The following is a 12797-nucleotide window of genomic DNA, read 5'->3' on the forward strand; positions in this document are numbered from 1 at the left end:
TCCGGATCGGCGTAGACCGCCACACTCCCGATCCCGGCATCCCGGCAAGCACGGGCGACACGGACAGCGATTTCGCCACGGTTGGCGATGAGCACCTTGCGCACGATGGCTCCCTCCTTGAAACAAGCTGAGTTTAGGGACAGCCGACACGGCGTTTCGACCCGTCCCCAATGGTGAGCTTGCCCACACGGAGCGTGATTCGAGGCGTAGTGGAGTCGTGAAATCCCTTGTCGCACCACGTTACGCAGGGCTTCTTGACGGAACAGTAACCCGCGGGTGTGGTCTAGGTCTCTGTCTTCCCGGTCAGCGCGGCATCCTGATTCTTTGTGGAGTCCCTACGAATGGGCGAATGATTCTTTGCCGCCCCGTCAGAACCCTTGTCCCAAGGTTTACCAGTCAGTAGCCTGCGCGCTGTCGTCGTACCGACTCGTCGCGGCAGGTAACAGGCAGGGGAGCGCCCATGGTGGCCCGCAGACCGATAGCGCTGGCGGCCGGGATCGTGCTCGTCCTCGAGGCGGCGGGGCTGGTGCTGTTGCACATGGTCCTCGCGGAGGTCCTCGCCGGACAGAAGATGTCGCTGGACGGTCTCGACCCGGATCTGATGGTCGTCGCGGTCTGGGTCATGGGCGGGGTCTTCGGGGCGTACACGGCGCTGTGCGGGGCGTTGCTGGTGCGTCTCGGGGTACGGGACCGCTCGCCGGGGCGGGCCGTCCGCATCCTGCTCGTCTCCTGCGCGATCACGCACGGGGTGCTGGGCGCGGTGGCGGTGGGCCTGGTCGGGTGGGCGGCGTTCGCGTACATGATGGTCGTGCTGGGGCTCGTCGTCGCGGCGCTGGTGCTGTACGCGCCGGAGGACGAGGAGCCCGCGCCGCCCGTGGAGCGGGGCGGCGTGGCGGCGGCGTGAGGAGGGTCCGGCGGGTCAGTCCCACAGGTCGGTGATCGCGACGCCCAGTTCGCCGAGCAGGCGGCGGAGCAACGGCAGCGACAGCCCGATCACATTGCCCGGGTCGCCGTCGATGCCGTCGATGAACGGGGCGGAGCGGCCGTCCAGGGTGAACGCGCCGGCCACGTGGAGGGGCTCGCCGCTGGCGACGTACGCCGCGATCTCCTCGTCCGTCGGGTCACCGAAGCGGACCAGGGTGGAGGCGGTCGCGGAGGCGTACCGCTTGGCGGCCGTGTCGTAGACGCAGTGGCCGGTCTGGAGGATGCCGGCGCGGCCGCGCATCGCCTTCCAGCGGGCGGTGGCCTCCTCGGCGTCCGAGGGCTTGCCCAGGGCCTGCTTGTCCAGTTCCAGCACCGAGTCGCAGCCGATCACCAGCGCGCCGCTCACCTCCGGCTTGGCGGCCACGTGGGCGGCCTTGGCCTCGGCGAGGGCGAGGGCCAGTTCGGCCGGGGTCGGGGCGGTGAACCTGTCCTCGTCCACCCCGCTGACGATCACCTCGGGGGCGAGCCCGGCCTGGCGCAGCAGGCCGAGGCGGGCGGGGGACGCGGAGGCCAGGACGAGGCGGCGGCGCTGAGCAGCAGTCATGGGCGCCATCGTACGGAAGGCCCCCCGGGCGGCGGAGCCTTCGGCGGGGCGGGGCGGGGCGGTACAGGTCAGTGCAGCCCCACCGCGAACATCGCCAGCACCATCGCCAGGGCCAGCACAATCCCCGCGCGGCGCAGCATCGCCTGCATGTCGCGCATCTCGTCGGGGGGTTCGTTCTCGGGGTCGGACCAGAGCATTCCTCGATCGTGCGGGCGCGGTCCGCACGGCGCCTGAGTACGCGTACTCAGGCGCCACGGTGCCAACGGACTAATCCGGGGGTGGTCAACCCCTCGCACCGGTCGCCGCGGGCGCCGCCGCGACCGCGCGTTCGGTGGCGGTGAGCGGCGGCGGTCAGCGGCGGTGGTCAGCGGCGGTGGTGGCGGCGCTGAGCGGCTCGTGCCGGCCCGGCCCGGGCGGCTGAACCTCGCGTACGCGTACGGCCTCCGTCCCGACGACACGGACGGACCGCGTCGCCCGGGCGGGGGCCGCCGCCGCTCCGCCGCAGTGACGGCTAGGCGGGCCAGTAGGAGCGCGCCCACGACCGCGGGCCGGGGTGGGGGCGGCTGCTCCGGGCGATCCTCGACGGGTCCGACCAGCCTTCGGGGACGCGCTCCGCGCCACCGGAGGCCGCCGAGGCGGTCGCGGCGGCCCGCGCCTGGACCACCGCCAGGGCGGCGGCCAGCTCCTCCGGGGTCGGGTTGCCCCGCAGAACCTTGATCATGGGGGGCTCCTTAGAGGGGGATGTTGCCGTGCTTCTTCGGAGGCAGGTTTTCCCGCTTCGTGCGCAGCTGACGCAGGCCCTTGACGATCTGGGTCCGGGTCTCGGACGGCATGACCACCGCGTCGATGTAACCGCGCTCGGCCGCCGTGTACGGGTTGAGCAGGGCGTCCTCGTACTCCTGGATCAGCCGCGCCCGGGTCGCCGCCGCCTCGTCCGGGTCCTTCGCCGCCTCGATGGTGCGGCGGTGCAGGATGTTGACCGCGCCCTGCGCGCCCATCACCGCGATCTGCGCGGTCGGCCACGCCAGGTTGAGGTCGGCGCCCAGGTGCTTGGAGCCCATGACGTCGTACGCCCCGCCGAACGCCTTGCGCGTGATCACGGTGATCAGCGGGACGGTCGCCTCGGCGTACGCGTAGATCAGCTTGGCGCCGCGCCGGATGATGCCCTCGTGCTCCTGGCCGACGCCCGGCAGGAAGCCGGGCACGTCGACGAAGGTGAGGACCGGGATGTTGAACGCGTCGCAGGTGCGGACGAAGCGGGCCGCCTTCTCGGAGGCGGCGATGTCCAGACAGCCGGCGAACTGCATCGGCTGGTTGGCGACGATGCCGACCGGATGCCCCTCGACCCGCCCGAAGCCGGTGAGGATGTTCGGCGCGAACATCGCCTGGGTCTCCAGGAACTCACCGTCGTCCAGGGCGTGCTCGATGACGGTGTGCATGTCGTACGGCTGGTTCGCCGAGTCCGGGATGAGGACGTCCAGCTCGCGGTCCTCGGCACTCACCTCGAGGTCCGCCTCCTCGGGGAAGACGGGCGCCTCGGAGAGGTTGTTCGACGGCAGGTAGGACAGCAGGGACTTGACGTACTCGATGGCGTCCTTCTCGTCCCCCGCCATGTGGTGCGCCACGCCGGAGGCGGTGTTGTGCGTCCGGGCGCCGCCCAGCTCCTCGAAGCCCACGTCCTCGCCCGTCACCGTCTTGATGACGTCGGGACCCGTGATGAACATGTGCGAGGTCTGGTCGACCATCACGGTGAAGTCGGTGATGGCGGGGGAGTAGACGGCACCTCCGGCGCACGGCCCCACCACCAGGCTGATCTGCGGGATCACGCCGGAGGCATGGGTGTTGCGGCGGAAGATCTCGCCGTACATGCCGAGGGCCATGACGCCCTCCTGGATGCGGGCGCCGCCCGAGTCGTTGATGCCGATGACCGGGCAGCCGGTCTTCAGGGCGAAGTCCATCACCTTGATGATCTTCTGTCCGAACACCTCGCCGAGAGCGCCGCCGAAGACGGTGAAGTCCTGCGAGAACACCGCCACGGGACGGCCGTCGACCGTTCCGTACCCGGTGACGACACCGTCTCCGTACGGGCGGTTCTTCTCCAGGCCGAAGCTGGTGGAGCGGTGCCGGGCGAACTCGTCCAGCTCGACGAAGGAGTCCTCGTCCAGCAACAGGGCGATCCGCTCCCGCGCCGTCAACTTGCCCTTCGCGTGCTGCTTCTCGACGGCGCGCTCGGAGCCCGCGTGCGTCGCCTCGTCGATACGGCGCTGCAGATCCGCGAGCTTGCCCGCGGTCGTATGGATGTCGATCTTCTGGGGCTCTTGGGGCTTGGCCGGCTCGGACATCGGGATGGCGCTCCCTGCCTGGTCACGGGTTTGTTGGCTACTGACCCGTAGCGTATCGGCGGCGATACCGTTCGGCAGTGCGGTGTTTACCACACCTACGCTGGCTTGCATGACGCCCTCACTTGGTCCAGGGAGCCCCTGGTCGGACCTCGAACGACCGCCCCTGAACGCCGCCTCCCTGCGCCGCGCCCTCCTCCGGCCCGGGTCCCGGTGGACCTCCCTCGACATCGTCCCCGCCACCGGCTCCACCAACTCCGACCTGGCCGCCCGCGCCGCCGCCCTCCCCGAGGGCGCCGTGCTGGTCGCCGAGGAGCAGACGGCCGGGCGCGGCCGGCTGGACCGTGTCTGGTCCGCGCCCGCCCGCTCCGGGCTGTTCTTCTCCGTCCTGCTCAAGCCGGACGTCCCCGTGAGCCGTCTCGCCTGGCTGCCGCTGCTCACCGGTGTCGCCGCCGCCACCGGCCTGGCACGCGCCGCCGGTGTCGACATGTCACTGAAGTGGCCCAACGACCTGATGGTGAAGGTCGGGGGCGAGGAGAGGAAGACCGGCGGCATCCTCGCCGAGCGCGCCGGCGACGACGGCGTCGTCGTGGGCGTCGGCCTCAACGTCACCCTCCACGAGGAGGAGCTGCCCGTACCCACCGCCGGCTCCCTCCTGCTCGCGAACGCGATCTCCACCGACCGCGACACCCTGCTGCGCGCCGTCCTGCGCTCCCTGGAGCAGTGGTACGGCCGGTGGACCGCCGCGGGCGGGGACCCGGTGGCGTCCGGGCTCCAGGAGGCGTACGCGGCGGGCTGCGCGACCCTCGGCCGTACCGTCCGGGCCGAGCTGCCCGGCGACCGCACGCTCACCGGCGAGGCCGTCGCGATCGACGGCGACGGCCGGCTGGTGGTGGCGCCGCCCGGCGGAGAAAGGGAGGCCGTGGGCGCGGGCGACGTCGTGCATCTGCGCCCGGTGGACTGACGCGCTGGGCCGTGGGGACGTGAGCCAGGGCACACCTGCCGTATCGTTGACGACGATCCAGCTACAGATCGGCAGGACAGTGCGCAGGGAACGGGCAGGAGGCGGCCGGTGACCGTCGACGACGCGAACTCGGACGGGTCCGGCTCCGGGCCGAGCGGGGCGGAGTACCCCACCCCCCACCATGTCGTCGACCACACGGCTGAGCCGACCGACGACCCCCTGGCCATCCGGCTGGAGCAGCTGATCCTCGGCGCCGAACGCCGCTACACCCCCTTCCAGGCGGCTCGCACCGCCGGCGTGTCCATGGACCTGGCCTCCCGGTTCTGGCGGGCCATGGGCTTCGCCGACATCGGGCAGGCCAAGGCGCTGACGGAGGCGGACGTGCTGGCGCTGCGGCGGCTGGCCGGCCTGGTCGAGGCGGGCCTGCTGAGCGAGCCGATGGCGGTGCAGGTGGCCCGGTCCACCGGTCAGACCACCGCCCGGCTGGCCGAATGGCAGATCGATTCCTTCCTGGAGGGTCTCACCGAGCCGCCCGAGCCGGGTATGACGCGCACGGAGGTCACGTATCCGCTGGTCGAGCTGTTGCTGCCGGAACTCCAGGAGTTCCTGGTGTACGTGTGGCGGCGGCAGCTCGCGGCGGCGACCGGGCGGGTGGTGCAGGCCGCCGACGACGAGGAGATGGTGGACCGGCGCCTGGCGGTCGGCTTCGCGGACCTCGTCGGCTTCACCCGGCTCACCCGGCGCCTGGAGGAGGAGGAGCTGGGCGAGCTCGTCGAGGCGTTCGAGACCACCTCCGCCGACCTGGTCGCCGCGCACGGCGGACGCCTGATCAAGACCCTCGGCGACGAGGTGCTCTACGCGGCCGACGACGCCGGTACGGCCGCGGAGATCGCGCTGCGGCTCATCGAGACGCTCACCCACGACGAGACGATGCCCGCGCTGCGCGTCGGCATCGCCTTCGGCACGGTCACGACCCGGATGGGCGACGTCTTCGGTACGACGGTGAACCTGGCGAGCCGGCTCACCTCCATAGCGCCCAAGGACGCGGTCCTGGTCGACGGGGCGTTCGCGAAGGAGCTGTCGCGCACGGGCGAGGCTCCGGTGTCGGAGGCCCAGGTCGCGGAGGAGGTGGCGCGCGCGGAGAAGGAGGGCGAGGCGCCGCCGTCGTACCGCTTCGCGCTCCAGCCCATGTGGCAGCGGCCGGTGCGCGGGCTCGGCGTGATCGAACCCTGGCTGCTGACGAGGCGGGAGCCTAAGATCCCCGGATAGCGGTCGCTGACGTTCGTTAACCGGGAGGGTGTGTCGCGCATGTCCGAGCAGCGCTTCGGGGAGTTCGTCGCCGTACGACGTCATGAGTACGTGGCGGAGCTGGTCCTCGACCGGCTCAAGGCCATGAACGCCGTCTCGACGGAGATGGCCCGCTCCCTCGGCGCCGCCTGTGACGCGCTGGCCGCCGACCCCTCGGCGCGCGTGACCGTGCTGACCTCCTCCAACGACAAGGCGTTCTGCGTGGGCGCCGACCTCAAGGAGCGCAACTCGCTGAGCGACGCCGAGCTGGTGCGTCAGCGGCCGGTGGCGCGCGGCGCCTACACCGGGGTGCTGGAGCTGCCGATGCCGACGGTCGCCGCCGTCCACGGCTTCGCGCTGGGCGGGGGGTTCGAGCTGGCGCTCGCGTGCGACATCATCGTGGCCGACTCGACGGCGGTCGTCGGGCTGCCGGAGGTGTCGGTGGGTGTCATTCCCGGCGGTGGGGGTACGCAGTTGCTGCCGCGCCGGGTGGGCGCCGCGCGGGCGGCGGAGCTGGTGTTCACGGCGCGGCGCGTGGCGGCGGCCGAGGCGGAGTCCCTGGGGCTGGTGGACCTGGTCGTGGACGACGCCCGGACCGGCGCCATGGAGCTCGCCGCCCGGATCGCCGCGAACTCGCCGGTCGGGCTGCGGGCCGCCAAGCGGGCCATGCGGCTGGGCCAGGGCCTGGACCTGCGGGCGGGTCTTGAGGTGGAGGACGCGGCATGGCGGTCGGTGGCCTTCTCGGGAGACCGTGCCGAGGGAGTGGCGGCGTTCAACGAGAAGCGGAAGCCGGAGTGGCCCGGGGAGTGAAAAGTCGGGGATCCTCCCTAAGCTTGAGGAATGGGTGAGGATGTCCGGCTACGCGCTGTAGTGGCGCTCGCGCAGGCCATGGCGTCGGCGCACACTCCGCGTGAGACCTGGCGGGCGGCGGCGCTGGGCGCGCGGGACGCGCTCGGTGGGTCGTTCGCCGCGCTCTCGATGTGGGAGCGCGACCTGGGCCGGCTCAAGGTGCTGGTGAACGCGGGTGCGCGGGCGCCGGGTGAGGAGGAGTTCCCGGACTCCGAGACGTACCCGGTCCACCAGTTCTGCGAGATCACCGAGTTCCTGCACGAACGGTGGGCGGGCGGCGGGGAGCCGAACGCCTGGGTGGAGACGGCCGAGGAGCGGGAAGCGCCCGGTGGGCCGGGGTACGCGGCGCTGCGCGGCAGGGTCGCGGCGCTGCGGCGGCGCGGCCGGGGCTGTTGTGTCGTCGCGCCGATAGTGATGCACGGCCGGGCCTGGGGCGAGCTGTACGTGGCGCGGCCGGTCGGCGCGCCGGTGTTCGACCGCCATGACGCGGACTTCGCGACCGTCCTCGCGTCGGTGGTCGCCGCGGGGATCGCGCAGACCGAACGGCTGGAGGAGGTCCGCCGGCTGGCCTTCACCGATCCGCTGACCGGGCTCGCCAACCGGCGGGCGGTGGACATGCGGCTGGACGAGGCGGTGGAGCGTTTCCTGGCGGACGGGACGGTGGTCAGCCTGGTGGTGTGCGACCTCAACGGCCTCAAGCGCGTCAACGACACCCATGGGCACGCGGTGGGGGACCGGCTGCTGGAGCGGTTCGGCTCGGTCCTGTCGTACTGCGGGGCGATGCTGCCGGGCGCGCTGGCGGCACGGCTGGGCGGTGACGAGTTCTGCCTGGTGTCGGTGGGCCCCGAGGCGGACGAGGTGGTGGCCGCCGCGGACGAGCTGTGCGTACGCGCCGGTGACCTGGAGCTGGGCGAGGGCGTGGCGTGCGGGGTGGCGTCGACCGGTGACCCGATCGGACCGGTGCGGTCGGCCCGGCGGCTGTTCCGGCTGGCGGACGCGGCGCAGTACCGGGCCAAGGCGGCTCGGTCCCCCAAGCCGGTGGTGGCCGGCCGCGACGGCACGGTGATCGCCCTCGCGGACCACCCCCCGGCCCCCTCCCGCGACCGCCGCAGCTTCCGCGACGCCCCGCCGGACCCGGCCGTCCTGTCGGAGCTGCCCGCGCCACCGGCGGTGGACACGGCGCGGGCGGTGGACGCGCCTGGAGGCGCGGGGGCCGTGCCGGACGCGGGGGCGGAGCGGGGTGCGGACGAGGCGGAGGGGCCGGAAGGCGCTGCGGGGCGGGAGCGGGGCTGAGGGCCGGAGGGGGTGAAGGGGGCTGATGGGGCGGAGTGAGGCCGAGGCCGGAGGGGGCCGGAGTGGGGCGCCGCGAGGTCCGGAGGGGCTGAGGGTGCCGAGCGCTCGGAGGGGGCTGGAGGGACCGGTGGGCCTTCTGGCGGTGGAGGGGCGTAAGGGGCTCCTGTGAGCCGGGGTAGTGACACGTTGGGATTCAGTCCGTACGCTGCTGAATATGGATATGCACACAGTCGTGGTGGGGACGTCCGGTACCACCGCCCAGGACGTCATCGCCGTGGCCCGCGGCAACGCCCGTGTCGAGCTCTCCCCGGAGGCGCTCACCGCGCTCGCCAAGGCCCGCGAGATCGTCGACGCCCTCGCCGCCAAGCCCGAGCCCGTCTACGGCGTGTCCACCGGCTTCGGGGCGCTCGCCACCCGGCACATCAGCCCCGAACTGCGGGCCCGGCTCCAGCGCAACATCGTGCGCTCGCACGCCGCCGGCATGGGCGCGCCCGTCGAGCGCGAGGTCGTACGGGCCCTGATGTTCCTGCGGCTGAAGACCGTCTGCTCCGGCCGCACCGGGGTCCGGCCCCAGGTCGCCCAGGCCATGGCGGACGTGCTCAACGCCGGGATCACCCCGGTCGTCCACGAGTACGGCTCCCTCGGCTGCTCCGGCGACCTCGCGCCGCTCAGCCACTGCGCGCTCACCCTGATGGGCGAAGGCGACGCCGAAGGCCCCGACGGGCGCGTCCGCCCCGCCGGCGAACTCCTCGCCGAGCACGGCATCGACCCCGTCGAGCTGCGCGAGAAGGAGGGCCTCGCCCTCCTCAACGGCACCGACGGCATGCTCGGCATGCTGATCATGGCCCTGGCCGACCTGGACAGGCTCTACAAGTCCGCCGACATCACCGCCGCGCTGTCGCTCGAGGCGCTCCTCGGCACGGAGAAGGTCCTCGCGCCCGAGCTGCACGCCATCCGCCCGCACCCCGGGCAGGGCGCCGCCGCCGCGAACATGCTCGCCGTGCTCCAGGGCTCCGGACTCACCGGCCACTTCCAGCAGGACGAGGCCCCGCGCGTGCAGGACGCCTACTCGGTGCGCTGCGCCCCCCAGGTCGCCGGCGCGGGCCGCGACACCATGGCGCACGCCCGGCTCGTCGCCGAGCGCGAGCTCGCCTCCGCCGTCGACAACCCGGTCGTCCTGCCCGACGGGCGCGTCGAGTCCAACGGCAACTTCCACGGCGCGCCCGTCGCCTACGTACTGGACTTCCTCGCCATCGCCGCCGCCGACCTCGGCTCCATCGCCGAGCGCCGCACCGACCGGCTGCTGGACAAGAACCGCTCCCACGGGCTGCCGCCGTTCCTCGCCGACGACGCGGGCGTCGACTCGGGCCTGATGATCGCCCAGTACACGCAGGCCGCCCTGGTCAGCGAGATGAAGCGGCTGGCCGTCCCGGCCTCCGCCGACTCCATCCCGTCCTCCGCCATGCAGGAGGACCACGTCTCGATGGGCTGGTCGGCCGCCCGCAAGCTGCGCACCGCCGTGGGCAACCTCGGCCGGATCATCGCCGTCGAGCTGTACGCCGCGACCCGGGCCATCGAGCTGCGCGAGGGGCTCACGCCGGCGCCCGCCTCCCGCGCCGCCGTCGAGGCGCTGCGCGCGGCCGGCGTCCAGGGCCCCGGGCCGGATCGTTTCCTCGCGCCCGACCTGGAGGCCGCCGACGCCTTCGTACGGGAGGGCAAGCTGGTCGAGGCCGTGGAGAAGGTCACCGGACCGCTGGCCTGACCCGGACGTCCACGCGCGGGGCGCGCACCGTCACAGGACGGTGTGCGCCCCGCGGCGTACGGCGAAGGCCACCAGCCCCGTACCGATCCCCAGGCAGGCGGCGCCCCCGAGGAGGTACGGGGTGGTGTCCACGCTTCCGGTGTCGGCGAGGACGAGGTCGCCGCGCGCCCCCGTGGGGGACGCCACCGCGGAGGCTCTCGTCTCGTGCCGCTCCGCGGGTGGCCGTTCGGCGGTGGCGTTGGCCGAGGGGACGAACCACAGCGCGCCGAGCAGGGTCCCGGCGGCGGTGGCGGTCAGCAGCGGTCGACGTGCGACGGACACGGATTCAGATCCCCTTGCGGAACCGAGAATTGGCTGTTGCGCCGATGCTAATGAACACAGCGGGTCGTAGGAAAGTCGTGGGTCCCGGCAGCTTACGCTCCGTCATATGAGCCCTGCTGAGACATCACGGTATGTGCGCCTTCGGGTGGAACTGCTGCTGGAAGTGACGGACCTCGATCAACTCGCCGGAGCCGCGCTGGAGCGCGTGGAAGCCGACGAATTCATGCCGGACGAGGAGCGTACGCACGCCCGCTCCGCGGTACGAGAAGACGAAGCGGAAGCTCTCGCGTACCTCGTCGAGCCGGTCGATCTGGTCGGCCGGGTGCCCGGCGTCGAACTCGCCCGGGCGTCGTGGACCAGCGAGCGGGTCGAGCGCGGCTCCGACGCGGACATGTGGGACCTGGACGAGGAGGATGATGAGGACCACCTCGACGACGTACGGCCGTAGCGTGTGAGCTCTGTCACGTCGCGAGTCCCGGACCGCCGCCCCCGGGGTGGGGTCCGGGGCCCGTTTCCCGCGCGTCCGTGTACCCCGGGAAGATCGGGAACCGGCGGCTCCCCCGGGTGCGTCGATCAGTGGTGTTCCCCACATCCATGCCTGTTGGGGAACTGGACGGGTTGTTATGGGTGTTGTTGAGACAGTTGGCAGGGATTCGGCGACGATGGAGAAGCGTGTGATGACGGACAGCAAGCGGCGCAGGGGTCTGACGGCTGCGTCCGCACTGCTCGGCGGCGTTCTTGTGCTCACCGGCTGCACCGGCGGTGAGGAGAAGGCCGACGCCTCCGACAGTCCGAAGACGTCACAGTCCCAGGTCGACGCGGCGGCGGCGAAGGACGCCTCACAGGCCCGAATAGCGATCACGCCCAAGAACGGCGCGCAGAACGCCGGCATCAACGACGACGCCAAGGTCACCGTCAGCGAGGGAACGCTCACCCAGGTGACCATGACCTCCCCCGACGGCAAGACCGTCAAGGGCGAGATGGCCGCCGACAACACGAGCTGGAAGCCCACCGAGCAGCTCGAGCGGGCGACCACCTACAAGATCGCCGTCACGGCCAAGGACTCCGAGGGCCGCGAGGCCCACGAGAACTCCTCCTTCACCACCGTCTCCAGGGAGAACAGCTTCATCGGGAACTTCACCCCCGAGGACGGCTCCACGGTCGGTGTCGGCATGCCGGTCTCCATCAACTTCAACAAGGCGATCACGGACAAGAAGACCGTGCAGTCCGCCATCGACGTCTCCTCCAGCAGCGGCCAGGAGGTCGTCGGGCACTGGTTCAACTCCCAGCGTCTCGACTTCCGCCCCGAGAACTACTGGGCCGAGGGCTCCAAGGTCACGCTGAAGCTGGACCTCGACGGCGTCGAGGGCTCCGACGGCGTCTACGGCGTCCAGAAGAAGACCGTCACCTTCACGATCGGCCGCAACCAGGTCTCCACCGTCGACGCCGCCGCCAAGACCATGACGGTCACCCAGGACGGCAAGACGATCAAGACCATCCCGATCTCCGCCGGCGCGCCGGAGACCCCGACGTACAACGGGCAGATGGTGATCTCCGAGAAGTTCAAGGAGACCCGGATGGACGGCTCGACGGTCGGCTTCACCAAGGAGGACGGCAAGGGCGAGTACGACATCAAGGACGTGCCGCACGCCATGCGGCTGTCCACGTCGGGCACCTTCATCCACGGCAACTACTGGGGATCCGACTCCATCTTCGGCAAGGTCAACACCAGCCACGGCTGCGTGGGCCTCAACGACGCCAAGGGCGCGGACGACCCGAAGCAGCCCGGCGCGTGGTTCTACGACAACTCCATCGTCGGTGACGTGGTCGTCGTGAAGAACTCCAAGGACAAGACCATCGCCCCGGACAACGGCCTCAACGGCTGGAACATGAGCTGGGCGGAGTGGAAGGCCGGCTCCGCGGTCTGATCCACCGGTACGACGAAGGCGGCGGTCCTCCTCACGGAGGGCCGCCGCCTCCGTCGTACCGGGATGGCGATGATCTCGGGGGTGATCGACTCCCGCCCGCGCGTCCCGGCAGGATGACGGACGTCCCAGCCGGCCAGCCACGAGGCCGGCCACCGCGCCCGCCTACGCCATCGGCAGCCTGCGGCCCCCGGCCGTGCTCGACGACGAGGTCCTCACCTGCATGGAGCGCATCCAGGCCACCCTCGACCCCTTCGGCGGGCGGTTCCTCGTGCACGGCGCGCCGGCCATGGAGGTCCTCGAAGGCGCGTGGACCACCGCGCTCTTGATCATCCGGTTCCCCACCATGGACCGGGCGCGCGCGTGGTACGACTCCGACGCCTACCAGCGGCTCGTCCCTCTGCCCACCCGCCACGTGCCCGGCGACGTCCTGCTCGTCGACGGCGTCGGCCCCGACTGCGACCCCTCGGCCACGGCGGCGCTGCTGCGAGCGGCACGTCCCTGACCGGCGCGCGTCGGACCGGGGGCC

15 protein-coding genes are annotated in these 12797 nt (G+C 71.9%); 9 read left to right on the forward strand and 6 right to left on the reverse strand.

All coding sequences use genetic code 11. The features are described 5' to 3' along the window. Positions 1-104 (reverse strand): biotin carboxylase N-terminal domain-containing protein (locus tag ABD347_RS03995; protein WP_184742946.1); only part of this gene is annotated, 104 nt, incomplete at its 3' end. Positions 105-460: 356 nt separating this feature from the next. Between ABD347_RS03995 and ABD347_RS04000 the strand changes: the two genes are divergently transcribed. Next, positions 461-904 (forward strand): hypothetical protein, encoded by a 444-nt coding sequence (locus ABD347_RS04000; protein WP_344356398.1) that lies wholly within the window; start codon positions 461-463, stop codon positions 902-904. Positions 905-919: 15 nt separating this feature from the next. Here ABD347_RS04000 and ABD347_RS04005 read toward each other — a convergent pair whose 3' ends face one another. The 4 genes from ABD347_RS04005 to ABD347_RS04020 all read right to left on the reverse strand — a co-directional run bounded on the left by ABD347_RS04005 (position 920) and on the right by ABD347_RS04020 (position 3870). Next, a complete protein-coding gene (locus tag ABD347_RS04005) occupies positions 920-1528 on the reverse strand; it encodes a Maf family protein (RefSeq protein ID WP_344356400.1) in 609 nt (202 codons plus the stop codon). A gap of 68 nt (positions 1529-1596) precedes the next feature. Beyond that, entirely contained in the window at positions 1597-1725 is a 129-nt protein-coding gene (gene mmpB, locus ABD347_RS04010; protein ID WP_344356402.1) for a morphogenic membrane protein MmpB, read from the reverse strand. Positions 1726-2039: 314 nt separating this feature from the next. Further along, positions 2040-2249, reverse strand: a complete 210-nt coding sequence (locus ABD347_RS04015; protein ID WP_344356403.1) for an acyl-CoA carboxylase epsilon subunit — start codon at positions 2247-2249, stop codon at positions 2040-2042. Positions 2250-2259: 10 nt separating this feature from the next. Beyond that, complete coding sequence (locus ABD347_RS04020; protein WP_344356404.1) at positions 2260-3870, reverse strand: acyl-CoA carboxylase subunit beta; 1611 nt, start codon at positions 3868-3870, stop codon at positions 2260-2262. Between the two features lie 109 nt (positions 3871-3979). On the opposite strand from ABD347_RS04020, the gene ABD347_RS04025 reads away from it, so the two are divergent. From ABD347_RS04025 to hutH, 5 genes are all read left to right on the forward strand, one after another. After that, positions 3980-4831: a biotin--[acetyl-CoA-carboxylase] ligase gene (locus ABD347_RS04025; protein WP_344356405.1), complete on the forward strand. Its 852-nt coding sequence runs from the start codon at positions 3980-3982 to the stop codon at positions 4829-4831. A 108-nt stretch (positions 4832-4939) separates the two neighbouring features. After that, positions 4940-6100 (forward strand): adenylate/guanylate cyclase domain-containing protein, encoded by a 1161-nt coding sequence (locus ABD347_RS04030; protein WP_344356406.1) that lies wholly within the window; start codon positions 4940-4942, stop codon positions 6098-6100. 39 nt (positions 6101-6139) lie between these two features. Beyond that, the gene (locus ABD347_RS04035) at positions 6140-6928 is read left to right on the forward strand and encodes an enoyl-CoA hydratase/isomerase family protein (protein WP_344356407.1); all 789 of its coding nucleotides are present in this window, start codon (positions 6140-6142) and stop codon (positions 6926-6928) included. Positions 6929-6958: 30 nt separating this feature from the next. Beyond that, on the forward strand, positions 6959-8260 hold the full coding sequence (locus ABD347_RS04040) for a GGDEF domain-containing protein (protein WP_344356408.1): 1302 nt from the start codon (positions 6959-6961) through the stop codon (positions 8258-8260). A 220-nt stretch (positions 8261-8480) separates the two neighbouring features. Beyond that, positions 8481-10022 carry a histidine ammonia-lyase gene (gene hutH / locus ABD347_RS04045; protein ID WP_344356735.1) on the forward strand — a complete coding sequence of 514 codons (1542 nt, stop codon included), beginning with the start codon at positions 8481-8483 and terminating at the stop codon, positions 10020-10022. 30 nt (positions 10023-10052) lie between these two features. On the opposite strand, the gene ABD347_RS04050 is transcribed toward hutH, so the two are convergent. After that, positions 10053-10343 (reverse strand): hypothetical protein, encoded by a 291-nt coding sequence (locus tag ABD347_RS04050; RefSeq protein ID WP_344356409.1) that lies wholly within the window; start codon positions 10341-10343, stop codon positions 10053-10055. Positions 10344-10449: 106 nt separating this feature from the next. Here ABD347_RS04050 and ABD347_RS04055 point away from each other — a divergent pair, with 106 nt between their 5' ends. The 3 genes from ABD347_RS04055 (at position 10450) to ABD347_RS04065 (ending at position 12773) form a co-directional block, all read left to right on the forward strand. Next, on the forward strand, positions 10450-10791 hold the full coding sequence (locus ABD347_RS04055; RefSeq protein ID WP_344356411.1) for a hypothetical protein: 342 nt from the start codon (positions 10450-10452) through the stop codon (positions 10789-10791). A 214-nt stretch (positions 10792-11005) separates the two neighbouring features. Beyond that, positions 11006-12271 carry a L,D-transpeptidase gene (locus ABD347_RS04060; protein WP_344356413.1) on the forward strand — a complete coding sequence of 422 codons (1266 nt, stop codon included), beginning with the start codon at positions 11006-11008 and terminating at the stop codon, positions 12269-12271. 220 nt (positions 12272-12491) lie between these two features. Further along, positions 12492-12773, forward strand: a complete 282-nt coding sequence (locus ABD347_RS04065; protein WP_344356737.1) for a DUF1330 domain-containing protein — start codon at positions 12492-12494, stop codon at positions 12771-12773. The last annotated feature ends 24 nt before the right edge of the window (positions 12774-12797 follow it).

This window comes from Streptomyces gobitricini, assembly GCF_039532985.1.
Classification (GTDB): Bacteria; Actinomycetota; Actinomycetes; order Streptomycetales; family Streptomycetaceae; genus Streptomyces; species Streptomyces gobitricini.

Bases quoted from the DNA above. Each gene is read 5' to 3' on its own strand.
- ABD347_RS04035 (WP_344356407.1), top strand. From the start codon at position 6,140: ATGTCCGAGCAGCGCTTCGGGGAGTTCGTCGCCGTACGACGTCATGAG.
- ABD347_RS04015 (WP_344356403.1), bottom strand. From the start codon at position 2,249: ATGATCAAGGTTCTGCGGGGCAACCCGACCCCGGAGGAGCTGGCCGCC.
- ABD347_RS04005 (WP_344356400.1), bottom strand. From the start codon at position 1,528: ATGACTGCTGCTCAGCGCCGCCGCCTCGTCCTGGCCTCCGCGTCCCCC.
- mmpB (WP_344356402.1), bottom strand. From the start codon at position 1,725: ATGCTCTGGTCCGACCCCGAGAACGAACCCCCCGACGAGATGCGCGAC.
- hutH (WP_344356735.1), top strand. From the start codon at position 8,481: ATGCACACAGTCGTGGTGGGGACGTCCGGTACCACCGCCCAGGACGTC.
- ABD347_RS04065 (WP_344356737.1), top strand. From the start codon at position 12,492: ATGGAGCGCATCCAGGCCACCCTCGACCCCTTCGGCGGGCGGTTCCTC.
- ABD347_RS04055 (WP_344356411.1), top strand. From the start codon at position 10,450: ATGAGCCCTGCTGAGACATCACGGTATGTGCGCCTTCGGGTGGAACTG.
- ABD347_RS04025 (WP_344356405.1), top strand. From the start codon at position 3,980: ATGACGCCCTCACTTGGTCCAGGGAGCCCCTGGTCGGACCTCGAACGA.
- ABD347_RS04020 (WP_344356404.1), bottom strand. From the start codon at position 3,870: ATGTCCGAGCCGGCCAAGCCCCAAGAGCCCCAGAAGATCGACATCCAT.
- ABD347_RS04000 (WP_344356398.1), top strand. From the start codon at position 461: ATGGTGGCCCGCAGACCGATAGCGCTGGCGGCCGGGATCGTGCTCGTC.
- ABD347_RS04060 (WP_344356413.1), top strand. From the start codon at position 11,006: ATGGAGAAGCGTGTGATGACGGACAGCAAGCGGCGCAGGGGTCTGACG.
- ABD347_RS04040 (WP_344356408.1), top strand. From the start codon at position 6,959: ATGGGTGAGGATGTCCGGCTACGCGCTGTAGTGGCGCTCGCGCAGGCC.